Raw genomic sequence first — 20,708 nt, forward strand, 5'->3', positions numbered from 1 at the left:
CCGGGCCAGGCGGGCGGCCTCGCCGGAACGATCGCGGGCTCGGAGGCGGGCTTTCGTGAGGCCGGACGGGTCGTCACTTCGTAGAGCCAGGACGTCAACCGCTCACTCCCGCGGCCATCTTCCCGATCCACCGACCTGCGCACCCCGCAGGGGGAATCATTGCCTCTGCAGCTGTGTGACCGTGATCGTCTAGACGCAGGGGACAAGGGTGGCCGACATCGCCCAGCAGTTCTTCATCAGCTACGCCGGGCCGGACCGGCTGTGGGCCGAGTGGGTCGGTTGGCAGCTGAAGCAGGCCGGCCACCGCGTGGAGCTGGACCGGTGGAACTGGCGCACCGGGGACGACTTCATCCTGCGCATGAACGAGGCCCTGGAGCGGGCGGACGCGGTCGTCGCCCTGTTCTCCGACGCCTACTTCGCCCCCGAGCGCTGGACCCAGATCGAGTGGACCGCCACGATCGCCAGCCAGAACCGACTCGTTCCGCTGGAAATCGCCCCGCTCGCCACCGGCAGGATCCCCGACATCCTCAGCGCCCGGCTCCGCCGAGAACTGCACGGACTGGACGAGACCGGCGCGCTCGCAGCCCTGCGCGACGCCGTCCACGGCCCCGCCGGCCCTCGCGGCCCCGTCGGCTTCCCCGGAACCACCCCGGCTACGGAAGCCGTCCGGTCGACCGCGGACCAGCCACGGCTTCCCGGCAGCACCGGCCTGCCCGGAACGTGGAACGTGCGGCGGCGCAACCCCGACTTCGCCGGCCGCGAGGCCGAGATGATCCGGCTGCGCGAGGGACTGCTCGACGGGCACCAGACGGTCGTCCAGGCACTGCACGGGATGGGCGGGATCGGCAAGACGCAACTCGCCCTGGAGTACGCCCACCGCTTCGCCGGCCAGTACGACGTCATCTGGTGGATCGACGCCGAGCAGGCCGACCAGATCCCCAGCAGCTACGCCGCACTCGCCGAGCGCCTGGGCATCGCCAAGCCCGCCGCCGGAACGGAACACAACGCCCGTACTCTTCTGAACCACCTGAGCGGCCGTGGCGGCTGGCTGATCGTCCTCGACAACGCCGAAGCCCCCGGCCAGATCGAGGAATGGCTCCCCCAGGGCCCCGGCCACACCCTGATCACCTCCCGCAACCCGCACTGGACGGGCATCGCCCACCAGACCGGCCTGGACGTCTTCACCCGCAGCGACTCCCAGGCCTACCTCACCACCCGCATCCCCGGCATCACCCCCGAACAGGCCGACGGCCTCGCCCACGACCTCGGCGACCTCCCCCTCGCACTGGCCCAGGCAGCCGGCGTCATCGGCACCGGCACCACCCTGGACAACTACCACCGACTCCTCACCACCAACACCGCACGGCTCCTGAAGGAAGGCGACGCCCCCGGCTACCCGCTCTCCGTCGCCGCCAGCGTCACCATCGCCACCGACCGCCTGGCCGAACACCACCCCGACGCCGAAGCCCTGCTACGCCTGGGCGCCTTCCTAGGGCCCGAACCCGTCCCCACCGCCTGGCTGGAGAAGGCCCGCCCACAGCTGACCACCGTCCTCGGCGACCCCGACGACCTCCTGTGGCCCCGCTCCGCCCTCCAACCCCTGGCCCGCCGCGCCCTGGCCCGCATCGACCACCGAAGCTTCCAGATCCACCGCCTCACCCAAGCCGTCCTCCGCGACCAGACCACACCCGAACAAGCCGCAGCCATCCGGGCCGACACCACCACCCTCCTGGCCACCGCCCACCCCGGCGACCCCCAGGACCCGCAGACCTGGCCCGACTGGGCGGCCCTCACACCGCACCTCACCGCACCCCACCTCGAACCGGCCGGGCAGCCGACGCTGCGGCAGATCATCCTCGACGCCACCCACTACCTGATCAGAGGCGGCCAGTCACGCCCCGCCCGCGACCTCGCCGCCACACTCCACGAAGCGTGGGAGACCGACCTCGGCCCGGACCACCCCGACACCCTCACCGCTGCGCAGTTCCTCGGCCACGCCACGTATGACGTCGGCGAGCTTGCCGAGGCACGCCGCGTAGGTGAGGACACGCTTGCTCGGCGCCGCCGTGTCCTGGGCGACGACCACCCCGACACCCTGCAATCCGCCAATGACCTATCCGTGATCTTGAACAACCTCGGGGAGGAGAGCGAGGCGCACCGCATCAAGGAGGACACGCTCGCCCGGCGCCGACGTGTCCTGGGTGAGGGCCACCCCGACACCCTGCAATCCGCCAACAGCTTCGCCGCCACCCTGAACAACGTGGGTGAGCATGTTGAGGCCCGCCGGATGAACGAGGACACGCTTGCCCGGCGCCGCCGCGCCCTCGGCGACGACCATCCCGAGACACTCCATTCCGCCCACAGCCTCGCCGCCACCCTGACCTACCTGGGTGAGCATGTCGAGGCCCGCCGGATGAACGAGGACACGCTTGCCCGGCGCCGCCGCGCCCTCGGCGACGACCATCCCGAGACACTCCATTCCGCCCACAGCCTCGCCGTGACCCTGAACAACCTGGGTGAGCATGCCGAGGCCCGCCGGATGAACGAGGACACGCTCGCCCGCCGCCGCCGCGCCCTCGGCGACGACCACCCCGACACACTCAGATCCGCCCACGGCCTCGCCATCACCCTGAAGGACCTGGGTGAGCATGTCGAGGCCCGCCGCATCAAGGAGGACACGTTTTCCCGGCGCCGCCGTGCGCTGGGCGACGACCACCCCGACACTCTTAGTTCCGCTCACAGCCTCGCCATCAGCCTGCACAACTTCGGGAAGTTTGCCGAGGCGCGCCGCATGGACGAGGACACGCTCGCCCGGCGCCGCCGTGCGCTGGGCGACGACCACCTCGACACACTCCATTCCGCCCACAGTCTCGCCATCACGCTCATCACCCTGCGGGATCACGCAGGGGCGGTCCGACTTCTTGAAGATGTTCTGAACCGTCGCCGACGCATCCTCGGTGACAAGCACCCTGACACCGTGAAAGCTGCCCAAAGCCTCGCCGGCGCACTGATCAAGGCGGGAAGGCACTACGAGGCGCAGCGCGTGCTGGGGTCGCAGAAACAGAAGAAGCGTGGCCGCAAGAAGCGCTGACCGAGGACGGTTTCACGCCGCGGCGCCGGTCGTGGAGCCGTCTCCGCTGCTGCTCGTCCTCGGATCGCCACCGCCCACCGGCGTCGCCGTAGGCTCGAAGCCGACGTCCCGTCGTGCGTCGGCGTGGATCAGTACGGGAGCAGTTCGGTCGTGACCAGGTCGAAGTCGAACGGCTCGGGGATGTGCAGCGTCTCCCCGAACTCGATGTCCTCGCGGCGGTGGTACCTCGTGCCGTCGGGACGGCTGAAGAGCGTCACGGTCTTCTGCCGGGCGTCGATCAGCAGGTACAGCGGGATCCCCATCAGAAGGTTCCGCTGGTGGATGCCGGAGGGGCTGACCGTCATGACGATGGTGTCGCCCGACAGCTCGACCTTGAACCCGTCGGGCAGGCTCCTGCGGGCCTCTTCGAGGAGTGCGAAGTGCTCCGGGTCCATGCGCGATGCCTCCTGGGTGCGCCGGACCGCATCTCAGCGTAGTCCGGGACGGGGCCGGTGCGGCCCGTACGGGGGCGGCGGTCGGGGCAGCCCGCCGGCCGCCGCTCCGCCGGAGTTCAGGCGGCCCGACGCCTCGTCGCCGCGCCCCCCAGGCGCCGGAGGCTCGGACCCGCGTGCAGGTTCGGGATTCGCATCCCCGCTCCTCGGCGCCCGCGGTAACTCCTGATCCGCCGACCGAGTTACTGCGATTTCCACGAATCGTGCCGCTCGTCGACGCAAGCGCAGAATGATTGGGGCAGTGCGATGGCGGCGTGATCGTCGGGAAGTGGGCGGGGATGGTTGCAGGGGCGCGGTCGGTCTTCGTGAGCTACGCGGGACCTGATCGGGTGTGGGCCGAGTGGGTGGCCTGGCAGCTGCGGGACGGGGGGCACCGGGTCGAGCTGGACGTGTGGGACTGGCGCACCGGGGACAACTTCGTCACGCGGATGACCGCCGCCCTGGAGCAGGCCGACGCGGTGGTCGCCCTGTTCTCCAACAACTACTTCGCTCCGGGGCGGTGGACCGGCGAGGAGTGGACCTCCGTCGTGGCGAACCGGGAGCGGCTGGTCCCCGTCACGATCGAGCCCCTCACCAGTGCGGACATCCCTGACATGGTGTCCGCCGTCCTCCGCAAGGACCTGCACGGCCTGGACGAGTCCGCTGCGCGGGCGGCCCTGCTGGAGGCCGTCAACGGACCCACCGTCCCGCTCACCGCGCCCGGTTTCCCGGGCGGCCCCGCGTCCGGCGCGGTGACCGTGGCGGGCTCCCCGACCGACGGCCGGACGCCGCGACTGCCCAGCAGCGTCGGCATGCCGCAGGCGTGGAGGGTGGCGCGGCGCAATCCTCACTTCACCGGGCGCGAGGAACAGCTCGGGCAGGTGCGGGACGGGCTGCTGGGAGGCCGGCAGGCCGTGGTGCAGGCGCTGCACGGCCTCGGTGGCATCGGCAAGACCCAGATCGCCCTGGAGTACGCTCACCGGTTCGCCAGCCAGTACGACATCGTGTGGTGGATCGACGCCGAGCAGTCCGACCAACTCGCCGTCCGCTACAACGAACTGGCCACCCGCCTGGGCCTGGCCAAGCCCGACGCCGGTGCCGAGCACAACGCGCGCACCCTGCTGGAACACCTGCGCACCCGTGACCGCTGGCTGATCATCCTCGACAACGCCGAGGACCCCGAGGCCTTCGAGTCGATGCTGCCCGGCGGGCCGGGCCACGTCCTCATCACCTCCCGCAATCCCGACTGGGCGGGGAGCGTCCGCAGCCTCGACCTCGGCGTGTTCACCCGGGCCGAGTCACTGGCCTACCTCACCGCCCGCGCCCCCGGTCTGGCCCGCGATCACGCGGAGGTCCTCGCGGACGCCCTCGGCGATCTCCCGCTCGCCCTCGCCCAGGCCGCCGGCGTGATCACCACGGGCATGACCCCCGACCGCTACCGCCGGTTGCTCACCGAAAGAACCGCGAGTCTGCTGCGGAACGGCCTTCCCCAGGGGTACCCGGCCCCGCTCGCCGCCACGGTGGACATCGCCACCACCCGCCTGGCCAACGACCACCCCGAGGCCGCCGCGGTACTGCGCCTGGGCGCCTTCTTCGGCCCCGAGCCCATCCCCACCGCCTGGCTGGAGACCGCCCGCGATCGTCTGACCACCGTCACCGTGGACCCGGACGACTTCATGTGGCCCCAGACCGCCCTGCAGGCGCTCGCCCGCTACGGCCTCGCCCGCGTTGACCACGAGGCCTTCCAGATCCACCGCCTCACCCAGGCGATCCTCCGCGACCAGACCGGCCCGGCCGACACCGCCGCCGCGGAGCACGACGTCGCCGCAGTCCTCACCGCCGCCACCCCGGAGGACCCGGAGAACCCCACGCTCTGGCCCCGTTGGGCCGCCCTCACCGCCCACCTCACCGATCGCCAGGACATCACCACCGGCCACCCGCAACTGCGCCGATCCCTCACCCAGGCCGTCCTCTACCTGCTGAGGAGCGGACAGGCCCGAACCGCCCACCAACTCACCGGCGCACTCCGTCCGGTCTGGGCCGAAGCCGCGGGTGCGGACGATCCGGACACCCTCACCTGCGCCCAGTACCTGGCCCACGCCACCGTCGACCTGGGCCGCTACGCCGAGGCGCTCCCGATGGTCGAGGACGTCCTGGAGCGTCGTCGGCTCATCCTCGGCGAGGACCACCCCGACACCCTCCGCTCCGCCCACGACCTCGCCGCGACCCTGAGCAACCTGGGCCGGCACACCGAGGCGCTCCCGATGGTCGAGGACGTCCTGGGGCGCCGCCGTCTCGTCCTCGGCGACGACCACCCCCAGACCCTCGACTCCGCCTACAGCCTCGCCGTGGCGCTGCACGCGCTGGGCCGCTATGACGAGGCGCTCCCCGTCGACACGGACGTCCTGGGGCGCCGTCGGCTCCTCCTGGGCGACGATCACCCTCAGACCCTCGACTCCGCCCACAGCCTCGCCGTGGCCATGGACGCGCTGGGCCGCTTCGACGAAGCGCTTCCGATGAAGCAGGACGTCCTGGAGCGCCGTCGGCTCCTCCTGGGCGACGATCACCCTCAGACTCTCGACTCCGCCCACGGCCTCGCCGTGACCCTGCACGCGCTGGGCCGCTTCGACGAAGCGCTTCCGATGAAGCAGGACGTCCTGGAGCGCCGTCGCCTCGTCCTCGGCGACGACCACCCGGACACCCTCCGCTCCGCCCACAGCCTCGCCGTGACCCTGTACGCCCTCCGAAACCACGAGAAGGCGATCGGCCTTCTCAAGGACACCCGCAGCCGAAGCCTCCGCGTGCTCGGGAACGATCACCCCGACACCGTCAGGTTCACGGAGGACCTCACCTCGGTGCTGACCGCCGTGGGGCGACAGTACGAGGCCCAGAAGCTCAGGAGGGCTCTCGGCAAACCCGGGCAGCAGCGGCCCGGGAAGCGCCGCCAGTTCTGACCGCCCGGCAGGGTCACCGCGAGATCCGGGCCGGTGACCTCACCGGCGGACGCGGCACGTAGAAGGCCCCACCGAGCGGACTCGGTGGGGCCTTCGTGCTGTTCAGCAGCTGTGGCCAGGGCCGGGGTCGAACCGGCGACCTTCCGCTTTTCAGGCGGACGCTCGTACCAACTGAGCTACCTGGCCGTACTGCACCGTCCCTTGCGGGACGAGCGATCCTGACGGGACTTGAACCCGCGACCTCCACCTTGACAGGGTGGCGAGCTAACCAACTGCTCCACAGGACCTCGTGCGGATCCTATCCGCTTCGGCATCTTGCGATGCCGACTTCACTACGGTACTACGTGCCCCCAACGGGATTCGAACCCGTGCTACCGCCTTGAAAGGGCGGCGTCCTGGGCCACTAGACGATGAGGGCTTGCGGCCTGTCCGGTTCTGAAGTTTCCAGCGTTCGGGGACGTCGAGAAGCATATGGGATGCCGGGCGGATCGCCAAAACGGTTTCGTCCGGCAGGCGTGGCGCGGGTCCGGGAGCCCCCGGCGGCGGGTCGGCGGGGGGCCGGGCGGGGGTCACGACCAGCCGAGTTCGTCCAGCTCGTGGTCGTCGAAGCCGAAGTGGTGGGCGACCTCGTGGATCACCGTGGTGCGGACCTCGGCGACCACGTCCTCGCGGGTCTCGCACTGCCGCAGGGTCGGGCCCACGTAGACCGTGATCCGGTCGGGCAGGACGCCGGCGTACCACTCGCCGCGCTCGGTGAGGGGGGTGCCCTCGTAGAGGCCGAGGAGGTCCGGGGCGGTGGGGTCGGGCTCGTCCTCGACGAAGACGGCGACGTTGTCCATCATGGCCGCGAGCTTCGGGGGGATCTGGTCGAGGGCGTCGCTCACGAGCAGTTCGAAGTCTTCCCGGGTCATCTCCACGGTTCATTGTCGGCTCTGGGGTGACGCGGTGCCAGGAGATCGGCGCAGGTGTTTCATGGGGTCATGAGTTCGGAGCGGACCTTGCGGCGGGCGGCCGCGGGCGGGCGGGACGCGGTGCGACGACCGCCGCTGCTGCGCGGCCACTGGCCGGCGGTGGGCGTGGTCGCGGCGGGCGGGGCCCTCGGGGCGTCCGCGCGGTACGCGGCGGGGCTGTGGTGGCCGACCGGCGGGGCGGAGGAGTTCCCCTGGACGACGCTGCTGGTGAACGTGGCCGGCTGCGCGGTGATCGGGGTCTTCCTGGTGGCGGTGACGGAGGGCCGGCCGGTGCATCCGCTGGTCCGCCCGTTCTTCGGCACCGGTGTGCTGGGCGGGTTCACCACCTTCTCGACCTACGCGGTGGACGTCCACCGGCTGCTGGCGGAGGGCCGGCCCGGGGCGGGGCTGGCCTATCTGGGCCTGACGCTGTTCGCGGCGCTGGCCGCCGTCTGGGCGGCGGCCGGTCTCACCCGGTGGCTGATCCGCCGCCCGGCCGTCGGTCGCCGCGGGCGGTCCGGTCGTGGCGGTCCGGAGTCCGGGGGCGCGGGGTGAACGGCCCGAACGACCCGAACGGGCTGAACGGGGTGAACGACCCGAACGGGCTGAACGGGGTGAACGGCCCGGACGGCCGGAACGGGGTGGACGGGCCCGAGGGTGCGGCGCTGCGGCTGACCGTCGTCGTCGGCGAGTACGACACCTGGCACCACCGGCCGCTGTACAGCGAGATCGTGCACCGGGCGCACGCCGCGGGCCTGGCCGGGGCGAGCGTCTTCCGGGGGATCGAGGGGTTCGGCGCCTCCTCGGTGATCCACACCTCGCGGTTGCTGTCCCTCGGCGAGGACCTGCCGGTGGCCGTGGTGCTGGTGGACACCGAGGAGCGGGTGCGGGCGTTCCTGCCCGAGCTCGACGAACTGGCCCCGGCCGGGCTGGTGACCCTGGAGCGCTGCGAGGTGCTCCGGCCCGGGCGCCGGGCCGGCGGCGCGCCGAACGGACCTGGGGAGGAGCGCCGATGAACTGGTTGCTGGTGGTGGCGGGGGCGGTGGTCGGCGCGCCGCTGCGCTACCTGACGGACCGGGCCGTCCAGGCGCGGCACGACTCGGTGTTCCCCTGGGGCACCTTCGTGGTGAACGTCACCGGGTGTCTGGTGCTGGGGCTGCTGACCGGCGCCGCGGCGGCCGGGGCGGCCTCCTCGCACCTGCAACTCCTGCTCGGCACCGGGTTCTGCGGTGCGCTCACCACCTACTCGACCTTCTCGTACGAGACGCTGCGGCTGGCCGGGACCGGCGTGCGGCGGTACGCGCTGGCCAACGTGGCGGGGAGCATCGCGGCCGGCCTGGCGGCGGTGTACGCGGGGACGGGGCTGGCGCACGCCGTCTGGGGTTAGCGCCCGGCCCGTCCGCCACCCCGGCGGGCCGTCCGCGCGTACACCGCCGGCCCGTCCGCGCCGCCGGCGGCCCGTTCACCGGCGGGGCTCCGGCCGTCCGGGGCTGGGTCGCACCCGAACCCACGGCGGGGCGGCCCGGCGGGGTTGCGCCGAGCGGATGCCCTCGCGACCTTCGTGGCCGGGTGCCCGTGTCCCCGTCGGCCGGGGCGCGTTGGGCACCGGAAACGGCCGTGCGCAGCGGGCGGCCGGGCCGGCAGGAGAGGGAGCTCGGTGACTGCGGTTCGTTCGATGGGGTCGGTCCAGGCGGTTCGTGACGTGGAGGCCGGTCCGGGCCGGGCGCCCGCGGTTCCGGGTGCGGGGGTGCTCCCGGTGTTCCCGGCGCGGGTGCTGGCGGCGCGGGTGGCCGCGCCGCGGGCCCGCGCGGTGCGGGCGGGTGCCGCGCGGGCGGCGGCGGTGCTGGCGGTGGCCGGCCTGGGGCTGACGGGCTGCATGTCGGTCGGCCCGAGTTCGGACCGGCAGGGCGGCTCACTGCCGGTCGGTTCGGTCGGTACGGCGGGCAGGAGCGGAGCGGCGGCCGGTGCGGCCGGCGGCAACCACGCCGGCACGGGGCACAGCGAGCGTCCGGCGGTGGTGGCGGGCGACGCGACGATGTCGCCCCCGGCCGCGGTGCCGGGCGAGCCGGCGGCGGCTCCGCCGGGTGCGGCGGTGGCGGGCGTGGTCGCGGTGCCGGGGGCCGGGCCGGGGGAGCCGGAGCAGACCGGCCCGGTGGCCACGCCCGGAGCCGGCGGCGGTCTCTCGCCGGCGCCCACGGCCGGCGGCGGTGCCGGTGGCGGCGCGGCGGGCGGTGCCGGTGGCGGGCAGGCGGGCAGTCCGGCGGCGGGCCCCAGCGCTCCGCCGCAGCCGTCGCCCGCCCCCGATCACAGCTCGCCCGCCCCGACGGCCACCGCCGCCCCGCAGCCCTCGCCCAGCAGTTCGGGATCGTCGGCGCAGACCCAGGGGACGAGCGGCCATTAGCGATCTGGCCAGGGCATTTGCCTATGATCCCCAGGTTCGTCTATGGTAGTAGATCGTTACTTTGAACCATTTGCTTGGCGCCCTATTCCCATCTGGCGCCCTTGGCGCGTTCCGGCGATCCGTGGCTGACCGCATAGAGGCGGTTGAGACCAGAACCCCGGACTTAGGCGCGTGCCACTTCCGGAAGGTTTTGCATGTCTCTCGTTGACGACGCCCGCTTCGCCATGCCCGCGAGCGAGTCCGCCGCCGATGTTTCCCCCTCCGAGACCGAGCTCACCGAGCTGACCGGTCTCGACGACTTCACCGACGAGATCGACGGCGTCGACGCCGACGAGGCCGATGAGGCCGACGACGTCGAGCCCGCCGAGGCCACCGTCACGTTCGGCGACCTCGGTCTGCACGACGACGTGGTGCGCGCCCTCTCCAAGCGCGGCGTCACCACCCCGTTCCCGATCCAGGCCGCGACCATCCCGGACGCGCTGGCCGGCAAGGACGTGCTGGGCCGTGGCCGCACCGGCTCCGGCAAGACCCTGAGCTTCGGCCTCCCGCTGCTCACCCGGATCGCCGGCGCCGAGGGCCGTACCAAGCCGAAGCACCCCCGCGGCCTGATCCTGGTCCCGACCCGCGAGCTGGCCATGCAGGTCGCCGACGCGCTGGAGCCCTTCGGCTCGGTGCTCGGCCTCAAGCTCAAGGTCGTCTGCGGCGGCACCTCGATGTCGAACCAGATCTACGCGCTGGAGCGCGGTGTCGACGTCCTCGTCGCCACCCCCGGCCGGCTGCGCGACCTGATCAACCGCAACACCGCCAAGCTCGACGAGGTCATGGTCACCGTCCTGGACGAGGCCGACCAGATGGCCGACATGGGCTTCCTGCCCGAGGTCACCGAGATCCTCGACAAGGTGCCGTCCGGCGGCCAGAGCCTGCTCTTCTCGGCGACGCTCGAGAACGAGATCGACAGCCTGGTCAAGCGCTACCTGAAGAACCCGGTCACCCACGAGGTCGACGCGGCCCAGGGCGCGGTCACCACCATGAGCCACCACATCCTCGTGGTGAAGCCCAAGGACAAGGCGCCGATCACCAACGCCATCGCCGCCCGCAAGGGCCGGACGATCATCTTCGTCCGCACCCAGATGGGCGCCGACCGCGTCGCCGAGCAGCTGATCGAGGCCGGCGTGAAGGCCGACGCGCTGCACGGCGGGATGACCCAGGGCGCCCGTACCCGGGTGCTGGGCGACTTCAAGGACGGCTACCTCAACGTCGTCGTCGCCACCGACGTCGCCGCCCGTGGCATCCACGTGGACGACATCGACCTGGTGCTCAACGTCGACCCGGCCGGCGACCACAAGGACTACCTGCACCGCTCGGGCCGCACCGCCCGCGCCGGCCGCTCCGGCGCCGTCGTCACCCTGGTGCTGCCGCACCAGCGCCGCGGCGTGTTCCGCCTGATGGAGGACGCCGGCGTCGACGCCAGCCGCCACATCCTCGACCACGCCTTCGACGCCGAGGTGGCCCGGATCACCGGCGCCCGCTCGCTCGTCGAGGTCCAGGCCGAGAGCGCGGCCGGCATCGCCGGTGCCGCCGAGCGCGAGCTCGCCGACATGACCCGCCAGCTGGAGCGCGCGCAGCGCCGCGCCACCGAGCTGCGCGAGGAGGCCGACCGCCTCGCCGCCCGCGCGGCGCGCGAGCGGGCCGAGCTGGGCATCGAGGACGAGGCCCCGGCCGCCGTCACCGAGGACGCCGCGGCCGAGGCCGGCACCGAGACCGTCGCCCCGGCGGCGGTCGAGGAGGAGCGCGTCCCCGCCTACCGCGAGGCCCGCACCGAGCGTCCCTCCTACGGCGACCGCGACAGCCGCGACAGCCGCGGTTCGGGCAGCTTCAACCGTGACCGTGACGACCGCGGCGGCCGCTCCGGCGGCTTCAACCGTGACCGTGACGACCGCGGCGGCCGCTCCGGCGGCTTCAACCGTGACGACCGTCCGGCCCGTTCCGGTGGCTTCAACCGTGACGACCGTCCGGCCCGCTCCTTCGGCGACCGTGACAACCGCGGCGGTGGCTCCGGTTTCAACCGTGACGACCGTCCGGCCCGTTCCGGTGGCTTCAACCGTGACGACCGTCCGGCCCGCTCCTTCGGCGACCGTCCGGCCCGCCCGTTCGGCGACCGTGACGAGCGCGGCAGCAGCAGCCGTCCGTTCTCCCGTCGGGACGACCACCGCTCCGGTGGCCGCCCGCAGGGCACCGGCGGCGGCTTCAACCGCGACGACCGCGGCGGCCGCTCCGGTGGCTTCAACCGTGACGACCGCGGCGGCAGCTTCAACGGCGGCGACCGCAAGCCGCGTTGGAAGAACTGACGCCCGCTAGGCCCCCCGGGCCGGCGTAGTACCAGGCCACGGGCCCGCTCCACTTCGGTGGGGCGGGCCCGTCGGCGTTGTGGCCCGCGGGCTCCGGCGCCCGGCGTCCGGCCCGTTGTTCTTGAGGTGAGAATAACCGGTGGCGCTGGGCGGGCCGGCTCGCCTACCGTTCCGGACATGAGCAGCAGACTGCACCAAGTGGCCGTGGTGAACGAGCAGATCGCCGAGCGGGGGAGCTACCGGGCGGCCGGTGGCGAGCCGGTCGACCTGCGGGAGGGGCTGGCCGCGGCCCGGGCCGGCACCGTCTCCTACTCCCCGCAGGCCCTGGCCGCCCTGGTGGCCGAGCGGGCACCGGGGACAGGGGCCGAGGCGGTCGAGGTGACGGCGGAGGGCAGCATGCAGGCCGCCCGGCGGCTGGTGGCGGCCGGCGGGAGCCGGGTCGGGGTGCTCAACTTCGCGTCCGCGCGCAACCCGGGCGGCGGCTACCTGCGGGGCGCCAAGGCCCAGGAGGAGGACGTCTGCCGCAGCGCGCTGCTGTACACCTGCCTGCTGGAGGCGCCCGACTACTACGAGGCGCACCGGGCGTCGAGCGACCTCCGCTACAGCCACCGGGTGATCTTCTCGCCCGCCGTGCCGGTGCTCCGGGGCGACGACGGCGCCCTCCTCGGACAGCCCTACCAGGTCGACTTCCTGACCTCTCCGGCGCCCAACGCGGGCCAGCTGGAGCTGCGTTCGGCCGGTACCGACGTGCGCGGCGTGCTGGCCGAGCGGGCCCTGCGGGTGCTCGCGGTGGCCGCCCGGCACGGTGTCCGGGAGCTGGTCCTCGGGGCGTGGGGCTGCGGGGTGTTCCGCAACGATCCGGCGCAGGTGGCGGAGGCCTTCGAGGCGGGGCTGGCCGAGTACGGAGCCGCCTTCGACCGGGTGGTGTTCGCGGTCTGGGACCGCACCCCCGTCTCGCCGAACCGCGCGGCCTTCGAGGCCAGGTTCGGCACGGCGGTCGGCTGAGCGCGGGCGCACGGCGGCCACGCCGATCACCGGCGAGCGGCCTTCGTGCACTGCCACCGGGCCCGGCGGGCCCCGCCGACGCGGCGTTACCGGCGGGCCGTCACCGCGGTCGAGGCGGCGGCCACCACACCCGTGACGGTGAGGACGGCCGGCCACGCGCCGATCTTCTTCGCCAGCGGGTGCGAGCCGCCGAAGGCCGCCAGGTACAGGCCGGTCAGTGCCACCGCGGCGCCCGTGCCGGCCTGCCGGTTCCACCCGACGGCGGCGGTCGCCCCGGCCGCGGCGAGGACGACCCCGCCCAGCTCGCGCCGGCCGCTCCAACGGGCCGTACCGTAGCCGCCGAGCAGGCCGGTCGCGGCGACGAGTGCGGTGGGGATCTTGGCCATCATCCACTCCAGGGAACCGGGTCGCGGGCCGCCCGGGGACGGCGGCCGGATCCTCCGACCCTAACCCGGCGACCGGCGGTGCCCGCACCCGTCCCGGTCGGTCCACGACCACCCGCACCCGTCCCGGTCGGCTTCACGGCCACCCGCACCCGTGCCCGAGGCGCTCAGGGGAGCCGTGCCATGATCGGGCGGTGAGTACCGCCGCCGCCGAAGTCCTCTCCGTAGCCCTGCTGGTCGTGGTACTGGCCTTCGCCGTCCTACGGCCGCGCGGCTGGCCGGAGGCGGTCGCCGCGCTGCCGGCGGCCGGTTTGCTGCTCGCCGTGGGGGCGGTCGGCCCCGCCGACGCCTGGACCCAGACCCGTGAACTCCTGCCGGTCGTCGGCTTCCTCGCGGCCATCCTGGTGCTCGCCAAACTCTGCGCCGACGAAGGCCTGTTCGAGGCCGCCGGGCAGCTGGTCGCCAAGGTCTGCCACGGGCGGCCCGGGCGGCTGCTCGGCGGCGTCTTCGGGGTGGCGGCACTGGTCACGGCCGTCCTCAGCCTGGACGCCACGGTGGTGCTGCTCACCCCGGTGGTGCTCGCCACCACCGCCCGGCTCGGTGCCCGGGCCCGCCCGCACGCCTACGCCTGCGCGCACCTGGCCAACTCGGCCTCGCTGCTGCTGCCGGTCTCCAACCTGACCAACCTGCTGGCGTTCACCGCCAGCGGGCTGACCTTCACCCGCTTCGCGGTGCTGATGGGGCCCGCCTGGCTGCTGGTGATCGGGATCGAGTTCGTGGTGTTCCGGCTCTTCTTCCGGGCCGATCTGGCGGCCGGGGCGCCGCTGCCGCCCCCGCGCGGCCCGGTGGCGGTGCCGCTGTTCGCCCTGGTCGTGCTCGCCCTGACCCTGCTCGGTTTCGCCGTCACCTCGCTGGCCGGGGTCAATCCGGCCTGGGCGGCCCTGGGCGGGACGCTGGTGCTGGGTGCCCGGGCGCTTCGGCGCGGCGAGGCCACCGTCCGTGAACTGGCGGGTGCGGCCGGGGTCTTCTTCTGCCTCTTCGTCCTCGCGTTGGGGGTGGTGGTCAAGGCGGTGGTCGACAACGGCCTGGGCGACGCCCTGGGCCGGCTGCTCCCCGACGGCAGCGGGCTGCCCGAACTGCTCGCCGTGGCCGGGATCGCCGCCGTACTGGCCAACCTGATCAACAACCTGCCCGCGACGCTGGCCCTGCTCCCGCTGGCCGCGGCGGGCGGGCCGGGGCCGGTGCTGGCCGTCCTGGTCGGGGTCAACCTCGGCCCCAACCTGACGTACGTCGGGTCACTGGCCACCCTGTTGTGGCGGGGGCTGCTGCCCGAGCCGGTGAACCTGCGGGTGTTCACCCGGCTCGGGGTGATCGTCGTCCCGCTCACGGTGGTCGCGGGGACGGTCGCGGTCTGGGGCATGCTGGGTCTGGTGGGCAGCTGACGCCGGGGCGGGCCTCCGGTGCCACCCGCCGACGGACGGACCGGTGGCCCCTGTCGTTCGCTCTTGGCGGAGGATGACCGAAACCGCCGACCCCGGTGCGGTCGAGCGTCCATACTCTGCGCCGTGACCGCTCTCCTCCCCGAACCCGCAGCCCCGGGACGCGCAGCGCCCGAAGCCGGCGGAGCCCCTGACCCCGCCGGTACCGCCCGGGCCGGCACGGCCACCGAGGCGGACGGCCCGGCGGCCGCCGCGCCGCAGGGGGCGCAGGAACCGGCCCTGCGCGTCAGCCCGTTGGAGCTGTTCTTCGACCTCGTCTTCGTCTTCACCATCACCCAGCTCACCGGCAGCCTCGCCCACCACCTCACGGTCGGCGGGCTGCTGCAGGTACTGGTGATGCTGGCGGTGATCTGGTGGATGTACGACGCCTTCATCTGGCTGACCAACGCCATGCCGCCCTCCACCCACGGACGCCGGGGGATGCTGCTGCTGGGCATGGCGGCCTTCCTGGTGGTGTCGCTGGCCGTGCCGCACGCCTTCGAGGGCAGCGGCGTCGCCTTCGGCTGGGCGTACCTGGTGATCGTCGCCGTCCACACCGGCATGTTCGCGGCGGCCGGGGTCGCGGTCACCTCGGTGCTGCGGATGGGCGCCCTCAACCTGGTGAACACCGGCCTCGTGGTGACCGGCGGCTACCTCTCCGGGAGCGTCCAGCTGGCCTTCTGGGCGGCGGCCTTCGCGCTCCAGTTCGCGATCCCCCGGCTGGTCGACCTGCCGCAGTTCCAGCTCCGGGCCGACCACTTCGTCGAACGCCACGGCCTGATCGTCATCATCGCCTTCGGCGAGTCCGTGATCGCCATCGGCGTCGGAGCCGGCGACGCGGAGCTCTCCGCCCCGCTGATCGCCACCGCCCTGCTCACCCTGGCCGTCTGCGTCGCCCTCTGGTGGGCCTACTTCGGCCGCGACGACGACACCCGGGCCGAGCACCACATGGCGGCCCTGTCCGACGCCCACCGCAACCGGCTCGCCGTCAGCGTCTACAACCTGGGCCACTACGGCCTGCTGCTCGGGGTCCTCCTCTTCGCGGCGGGCGTCAAGTCGGCGGTGGCCCGTCCGGGGGCTCCCGTGACGACCGGCCAGGCCCTCGCCCTCGCGGCCGGGGTCGCGCTGTTCCTGGCCGCCAACGCCGCCGTCCGTCGGACCTTCGCGCTCACCCCGCTGCTGCCCCGCCTCGTCGCCGCGGCCTGCCTCGCGGTCACCGTCCCGCTGGGTACGGGCGTCTCCGCCCTCGCCCAGGTCGCCGCCACGGCCGCCGTGCTCGCCGCCGCCCTCGGCTACGAGGAGTGGACTGTCCGAGCGCGGTGACAGACTGGCCGCAGGCGCGGATCGGCGCCGACGGCAGGGGACCAGCATGGGGAGTGTGCCGGCGTGAGCATCGAGGACGGCCTGTACCGCGTACGCAACGTCGCCAGCGGGCTCCTGCTGGAGATCACCGACGGCAGCAACCGCAGTGGGGCCAAGGCCCGGCTCGCGGCGGACGCCGGCACCCCCGCCCAGCTCTGGCGGCTCACCGCCGTCCACCCCGGCGGCGCCCTCTACCACTTCGAGAACGCGGCCAGCGGCAAGCGCCTCGACGTCACGGGCGCCTCCACCGAGAACGGCACCCTCGTCCAGCAGTGGTCCGCCAACGCCTTCGGCGCCCAGGAGTGGCTGCTCGAACAGCACGTCGAGGCGCCCGGCACCTTCACCCTCACCAGCTTCGTCAGCGGCAAGGCCCTCGAAGCCGCCGACGCCGGCACGGCCCCCGGGACGGCCGTGCGCCAGTGGGAGGACACCGACAGCCCGGCGCAGTGGTGGCGGCTGGAGAAGGGCTGACCGGCGCGGTCGGCCTCAGTGCGCCGCGGGCCGGGCGTGCTTGAACACCTGCCGGTCGTGCCAGTGCAGGAAGTCGTACGAGCCGGGGGTGAGCCGCGGCCCGGGCAGTGCCACGGGCCGGTCCTGCAGCGCGGTCACGGCCCGGCCCGCGGGGCTGGAGGCCCGGTAGAGCGGCGAGACGCGGACGGCGCGGTCCGCGGTGACGCCCAGGACGCCGAAGTCGAACAGCGCGTGGTGGAGCGAGCAGAGCGCGAGGGCGTTGTCGAGGTCGTCCGGGCCGCCCTGGCTGTGCCAGCGGATGTGCGCGGCCTCGACGCCCACGGGCCGGCCGTCGAGGGCGCCGTCGTAGCCGCACATGGCGCAGGTGTGGGCGAAGGCGCGGAGGACGGTCTCGGCGAAGGCGGGACTGCGGACCCGGCGCCTGGTGTACCGGAACTCCGGTGTCCCGCGGTCCTCCGGGAGGCCGGGCCGGTCCGCGGGCGGCGGGCCCAGTCCGGCCCGGTCGCAGATCGCCGCCTCCAGCGTGGGCGTGAAGTGGCGGTCGAGGAGCAGGCGGACGGCGTCCGCCCGCGCCGCCGGGTCCTGCGCGAGCAGCCGTTCGACCTCGGGGCGCAGGCGCCCGACGGCCCCGGCGCCGCGCAGGGCGGCGGCGTCGTCGCGGAAGCCGGTGTCGAGGGGCGTGCCGTCCGCGTCGCGCAGCGTCCACAGCGAGCGCTCCAGGTGGACGAAGGGCATGGCGGCCCGGCGGCCCGCCGCCCGGGGATCGCGCATCGGCGGGCCGTAGTCGTTGATCAGGGCGCTGACGGGTGCCTCCGCGTCCGGGTAGGCGACCTCGCTGGAGCCGGTCCGGGCGTGCAGCCCGAACAGCCAGAGCAGGAGCAGGGGCTTGTGGGGAGCCCGGCGGCCCCCGACGGTGGCCTGGCGGATCCCGGCCAGCGTGTCGAGCAGGTCGCTTCGCTTCACGCCCGCCAGGGTGCCACACCGCCGGTCCGGTCGCCCGGGCCGCCGGGTCAGCCGGGGGTCTGACCGTCCCCCAGGGCGGCCCGCAGCGCCGCCACTTCGTCGTCCGTCACGCCTGCCGCGCGGACGAAGCCCTCGACCGAGCCGTGGTTCTGCCGGATCCAGTCGAGGGAGGACCGGAGCAGGGCGGCCGTGATCGGGCGGGAGATCCGCTCGGTGCCGGTCTCGTCGACGTACGGCGTCGGGCCGTCGAGGAGGCCGAGTCCGGCGTTGGAGAGCAGGAAGTCGGCGGTGATCTCGGCCTCGGTGGCGCCGAGGAGGGACTGCAGCACGGCGACGGTGAGTCCGGTCCTGTCCTTGCCGACGGCGCAGTGCACCAGGGCCGGGAGGGCGCCGGGAGCGATCAGGCGGCGGATGACGGCGGCGATGGAGGGGCCGGCGTAGCGCGGGAGGTAGAGGTAGAGGTCCGCCTGGTTGTCCGGCCAGGGCTGGTCCGTGCTCTCCCGGTCGACCGGGAAGGTGGGCAGGTGGACGCTCTCGTGGTCGAGACCGTGCCGCAGGTCGGGCCAGTTGTCGAGTTCGGTGGCGCTGCGCAGGTCGATGACGGTGCGCAGGCCGAGCGCCTTCAGCCGCTGCGCCCCGTCGGGGGTGAGGGTGTGGAACGAGCCGGAGCGGTAGAGCCGGCCGGGGCGCAGGCCGCCGGTGCCGCCGGTGCCCCCGGCGTCGCGGAGGTTGCGGACGCCGGGGACGGTGATGAAGGCGGAGCCGGTACCGGTGTCGGACGCGGCCGGGGTGGTGGCGGTGGCGGGCGCTGAGTCGAACTCGCGGGCGGTCATGGCTTCCACGGTAGGCGGGCGGGCCCGGCCCGGCCGGGAGATCGGGCGAAGTCAGCGACCGCCGGCGAGATCGAGGAAGGCGCCGGTGGTGTACGAGGAGGCGGGGGAGAGCAGGAAGAGGATCGACTCGGCCACCTCCTCGGCCGTGCCGCCGCGCCGCATCGGAAGGGCGGGCGCGACCCGGTCGACCCGGCCGGGCTCGCCGCCCAGGGCGTGGATGCCGGTGTGGATCAGCCCGGGCCGGACGGCGTTCACCCGGATGCCCTCGTCGGCGACCTCCAGGGCCAGGCCCCGCGTCATCGAGTCGATCGCGCCCTTGGACGCCGCGTAGTCGACGTACTCGTTCGGCGAGCCGATCCGGGACGCCGCGGAGGACACGTTCACGATGGCGCCGCCACCGCCGCCGTAGCGGGTGGACATCCGGCGGACGGCCTGGGCCGCGCAGAGGAAGGGCCCGGTGATGTTGGCGGCCCAGATGCGGGTCAGCCGCTCCTCGTCGAACTCCTCCAGCCGGCCCTGCCGCTCCAGCGTGCCGGCGTTGTTCACCAGCGCGGTGAGCGGGCCCAGTTCGCCGTCCACGGTGGTGAAGAGGCGTTCGACCTCGGCGCCGCGGCTGACGTCCGCCCGGACCGCGATCGCCGTCCCGCCCTCCGCGCGGATCCCGTCCACGACGCCGGCGGCGGACTCCTCGTCGCTGCGGTAGTTGACGCAGACGCGGTAGCCGCGCCGGCCGGCCAGCAGGGCGGTGGCGGCGCCGATCCCGCGCCCCCCGCCGGTGATCAGGATGACTTCTGACATGGACCGACCGTAGCCCACCCGGCACGCGGGCGCGGGCACTGCGCCGGTCACCCGGCAGGACGCCCCGGGCCCCGGCCGGCGGCTCCCGGCCGGATCAGCGGGCGGCCCCGGCGCCGCGGACGGCGGCGATCCTCGGGGCGCGGCTCCCCGGCGAGTCCGGGCTGAACCCGCCCGCGCCGCAGCGACCTGTCGACAATCGGTTCGACCGGGGGGTCCCGCCCGGGGCAGACTCGGCGGCACCCTTCGTACCGTGGGCACCCCGGCCCGGGGCCGACCGAGGAGCCGCCATGACCGATCCCGCATCCGCATCCGCATCCGTCCTCGTACCCGGGGCCGCGCCCGCACTCCCGGTCGCCGGGCCCCGGAACACGGACCCCGGCCGACCGGACCTGCCCGGGAGGGTGCTGCTCTCCGGCATCGTGGGCTCCACCGCGTACGGGCTCGCGCACGCCGGGTCCGACCTCGACCGCCTCGGCCTGTTCGCCGTGCCCACCGAGGAGCTGCACGGCCTCGACCGCCCGGCCGAGTCCCGGGTCCGCACCGACCCGGACCTCACCCTGCACGAGGCCGCCAAGTGGTGCCGGCTGGCACTCGGCTGCAATCCGACCGCCTCCGAGCTGGTCTGGCTGCCGGCCGAGCTCTACGAGGTCCGCACCCCGCTCGGCGAGGAACTGATCGGCATCCGCGATTCCTTCCTGAGCTCGGCGGCCGTCCGCGGGTCCTATCTCGGTTACGCACAGCAGCAGTTCAGGAAGCTGCAGGCACGCGACCCGAACGAGTCCGGTACCCGCGCCCGGGCCGCCAAACACGCCCGGCACCTCGTCCGGCTGGTCGAGCAGGGCGTGCGCCTGCACGAGAGCGGCGAGATCGTGCTGCGCATCACCGACCCGGAGCGGGTGCGCGAGCTGGGCGAACGCTTCGCCGACCGCCCCGATCTGGCGGTGGACCTGCTGGCCCGCGCCGAGGAGCGGTTCGCCCGCCCCGGCGTCCTGCCGGCCGCCCCGGACCGGGCACCCGCGGAGGCGTGGCTGCGCCGGGTCCGCGCAGCCCACTACACACCGCCCGCCGGGCACGCCGTCCCTGCCGGCGACGCCGTCGCCGCCGGCCGCTGAGCCCGCGCCACCCGCAGTGCCCGGTTCTCCCCGGCCGACCGACGCGCCCCGGCAATCCGCTGGCGGATGCCTGGGTGCCACCGGGTAGG

The 20,708-nt window shown here is 73.9% G+C and carries 18 protein-coding genes and 3 tRNA genes; 12 read left to right on the top strand and 9 right to left on the bottom strand.

Features of this window, described 5'->3' with window-relative positions; all coding sequences use genetic code 11:
- The first annotated feature begins 208 nt into the window (after nucleotides 1-208).
- Nucleotides 209-3,091, top strand: coding sequence for an FxSxx-COOH system tetratricopeptide repeat protein (gene fxsT, locus ACFTWP_RS09740; RefSeq protein ID WP_380263768.1), 2,883 nt, complete (start codon nucleotides 209-211; stop codon nucleotides 3,089-3,091).
- Nucleotides 3,092-3,219: 128 nt separating this feature from the next.
- Here the strand turns inward: fxsT (ACFTWP_RS09740) and ACFTWP_RS09745 are convergent, their stop codons facing one another.
- Nucleotides 3,220-3,525 (bottom strand): hypothetical protein, encoded by a 306-nt coding sequence (locus tag ACFTWP_RS09745; RefSeq protein WP_380263770.1) that lies wholly within the window; start codon nucleotides 3,523-3,525, stop codon nucleotides 3,220-3,222.
- A gap of 311 nt (nucleotides 3,526-3,836) precedes the next feature.
- On the opposite strand from ACFTWP_RS09745, the gene fxsT (ACFTWP_RS09750) reads away from it, so the two are divergent.
- Nucleotides 3,837-6,515, top strand: coding sequence for an FxSxx-COOH system tetratricopeptide repeat protein (fxsT, locus tag ACFTWP_RS09750; RefSeq protein WP_380263772.1), 2,679 nt, complete (start codon nucleotides 3,837-3,839; stop codon nucleotides 6,513-6,515).
- 112 nt (nucleotides 6,516-6,627) lie between these two features.
- On the opposite strand, the gene ACFTWP_RS09755 is transcribed toward fxsT (ACFTWP_RS09750), so the two are convergent.
- From ACFTWP_RS09755 to ACFTWP_RS09770, 4 genes are all read right to left on the bottom strand, one after another.
- Nucleotides 6,628-6,701: transfer RNA gene (locus tag ACFTWP_RS09755), tRNA-Phe, on the bottom strand.
- 27 nt (nucleotides 6,702-6,728) lie between these two features.
- Nucleotides 6,729-6,802 (bottom strand) — tRNA-Asp (locus ACFTWP_RS09760).
- Between the two features lie 58 nt (nucleotides 6,803-6,860).
- A tRNA-Glu gene (locus ACFTWP_RS09765) sits at nucleotides 6,861-6,933 on the bottom strand.
- A 151-nt stretch (nucleotides 6,934-7,084) separates the two neighbouring features.
- Complete coding sequence (locus ACFTWP_RS09770; RefSeq protein ID WP_380263774.1) at nucleotides 7,085-7,426, bottom strand: metallopeptidase family protein; 342 nt, start codon at nucleotides 7,424-7,426, stop codon at nucleotides 7,085-7,087.
- Nucleotides 7,427-7,495: 69 nt separating this feature from the next.
- On the opposite strand from ACFTWP_RS09770, the gene crcB (ACFTWP_RS09775) reads away from it, so the two are divergent.
- From crcB (ACFTWP_RS09775) to ACFTWP_RS09800, 6 genes are all read left to right on the top strand, one after another.
- Nucleotides 7,496-8,020 (top strand): fluoride efflux transporter CrcB, encoded by a 525-nt coding sequence (crcB, locus tag ACFTWP_RS09775; RefSeq protein WP_380263775.1) that lies wholly within the window; start codon nucleotides 7,496-7,498, stop codon nucleotides 8,018-8,020.
- A gap of 86 nt (nucleotides 8,021-8,106) precedes the next feature.
- Nucleotides 8,107-8,481 (top strand): DUF190 domain-containing protein, encoded by a 375-nt coding sequence (locus tag ACFTWP_RS09780; RefSeq protein WP_380263891.1) that lies wholly within the window; start codon nucleotides 8,107-8,109, stop codon nucleotides 8,479-8,481.
- Complete coding sequence (crcB, locus tag ACFTWP_RS09785; protein WP_380263777.1) at nucleotides 8,478-8,852, top strand: fluoride efflux transporter CrcB; 375 nt, start codon at nucleotides 8,478-8,480, stop codon at nucleotides 8,850-8,852. The genes ACFTWP_RS09780 and crcB (ACFTWP_RS09785) overlap by 4 nt, the downstream gene beginning before the upstream one ends.
- Before the next feature lie 270 nt (nucleotides 8,853-9,122).
- On the top strand, nucleotides 9,123-9,866 hold the full coding sequence (locus tag ACFTWP_RS09790) for a hypothetical protein (protein WP_380263779.1): 744 nt from the start codon (nucleotides 9,123-9,125) through the stop codon (nucleotides 9,864-9,866).
- A gap of 194 nt (nucleotides 9,867-10,060) precedes the next feature.
- Nucleotides 10,061-12,214, top strand: coding sequence for a DEAD/DEAH box helicase (locus ACFTWP_RS09795; RefSeq protein ID WP_380263780.1), 2,154 nt, complete (start codon nucleotides 10,061-10,063; stop codon nucleotides 12,212-12,214).
- 177 nt (nucleotides 12,215-12,391) lie between these two features.
- A complete protein-coding gene (locus ACFTWP_RS09800) occupies nucleotides 12,392-13,219 on the top strand; it encodes a TIGR02452 family protein (protein ID WP_380263782.1) in 828 nt (275 codons plus the stop codon).
- 86 nt (nucleotides 13,220-13,305) lie between these two features.
- On the opposite strand, the gene ACFTWP_RS09805 is transcribed toward ACFTWP_RS09800, so the two are convergent.
- Nucleotides 13,306-13,605, bottom strand: a complete 300-nt coding sequence (locus tag ACFTWP_RS09805; protein WP_380263893.1) for a hypothetical protein — start codon at nucleotides 13,603-13,605, stop codon at nucleotides 13,306-13,308.
- 191 nt (nucleotides 13,606-13,796) lie between these two features.
- On the opposite strand from ACFTWP_RS09805, the gene ACFTWP_RS09810 reads away from it, so the two are divergent.
- The 3 genes from ACFTWP_RS09810 (at nucleotide 13,797) to ACFTWP_RS09820 (ending at nucleotide 16,913) form a co-directional block, all read left to right on the top strand.
- On the top strand, nucleotides 13,797-15,044 hold the full coding sequence (locus ACFTWP_RS09810) for an SLC13 family permease (RefSeq protein ID WP_380263784.1): 1,248 nt from the start codon (nucleotides 13,797-13,799) through the stop codon (nucleotides 15,042-15,044).
- Nucleotides 15,045-15,167: 123 nt separating this feature from the next.
- On the top strand, nucleotides 15,168-16,403 hold the full coding sequence (locus ACFTWP_RS09815) for a low temperature requirement protein A (RefSeq protein ID WP_380263786.1): 1,236 nt from the start codon (nucleotides 15,168-15,170) through the stop codon (nucleotides 16,401-16,403).
- Between the two features lie 63 nt (nucleotides 16,404-16,466).
- Nucleotides 16,467-16,913: an RICIN domain-containing protein gene (locus ACFTWP_RS09820; protein WP_380263787.1), complete on the top strand. Its 447-nt coding sequence runs from the start codon at nucleotides 16,467-16,469 to the stop codon at nucleotides 16,911-16,913.
- A 15-nt stretch (nucleotides 16,914-16,928) separates the two neighbouring features.
- On the opposite strand, the gene ACFTWP_RS09825 is transcribed toward ACFTWP_RS09820, so the two are convergent.
- The 3 genes from ACFTWP_RS09825 to ACFTWP_RS09835 are packed head-to-tail and all read right to left on the bottom strand — an operon-like array spanning nucleotide 16,929 to nucleotide 19,507.
- The gene (locus tag ACFTWP_RS09825) at nucleotides 16,929-17,876 is read right to left on the bottom strand and encodes a phosphorothioated DNA-binding restriction endonuclease (RefSeq protein WP_380263788.1); all 948 of its coding nucleotides are present in this window, start codon (nucleotides 17,874-17,876) and stop codon (nucleotides 16,929-16,931) included.
- A gap of 47 nt (nucleotides 17,877-17,923) precedes the next feature.
- On the bottom strand, nucleotides 17,924-18,709 hold the full coding sequence (locus ACFTWP_RS09830) for a tyrosine-protein phosphatase (RefSeq protein ID WP_380263790.1): 786 nt from the start codon (nucleotides 18,707-18,709) through the stop codon (nucleotides 17,924-17,926).
- Between the two features lie 51 nt (nucleotides 18,710-18,760).
- On the bottom strand, nucleotides 18,761-19,507 hold the full coding sequence (locus tag ACFTWP_RS09835; protein ID WP_380263791.1) for an SDR family oxidoreductase: 747 nt from the start codon (nucleotides 19,505-19,507) through the stop codon (nucleotides 18,761-18,763).
- A gap of 287 nt (nucleotides 19,508-19,794) precedes the next feature.
- On the opposite strand from ACFTWP_RS09835, the gene ACFTWP_RS09840 reads away from it, so the two are divergent.
- Complete coding sequence (locus ACFTWP_RS09840) at nucleotides 19,795-20,619, top strand: DNA polymerase beta superfamily protein (RefSeq protein WP_380263792.1); 825 nt, start codon at nucleotides 19,795-19,797, stop codon at nucleotides 20,617-20,619.
- Nucleotides 20,620-20,708: the final 89 nt, after the last annotated feature.

The organism is Kitasatospora sp. NPDC057015 (assembly GCF_042673745.1).
Taxonomy (GTDB): Bacteria; Actinomycetota; Actinomycetes; order Streptomycetales; family Streptomycetaceae; genus Kitasatospora.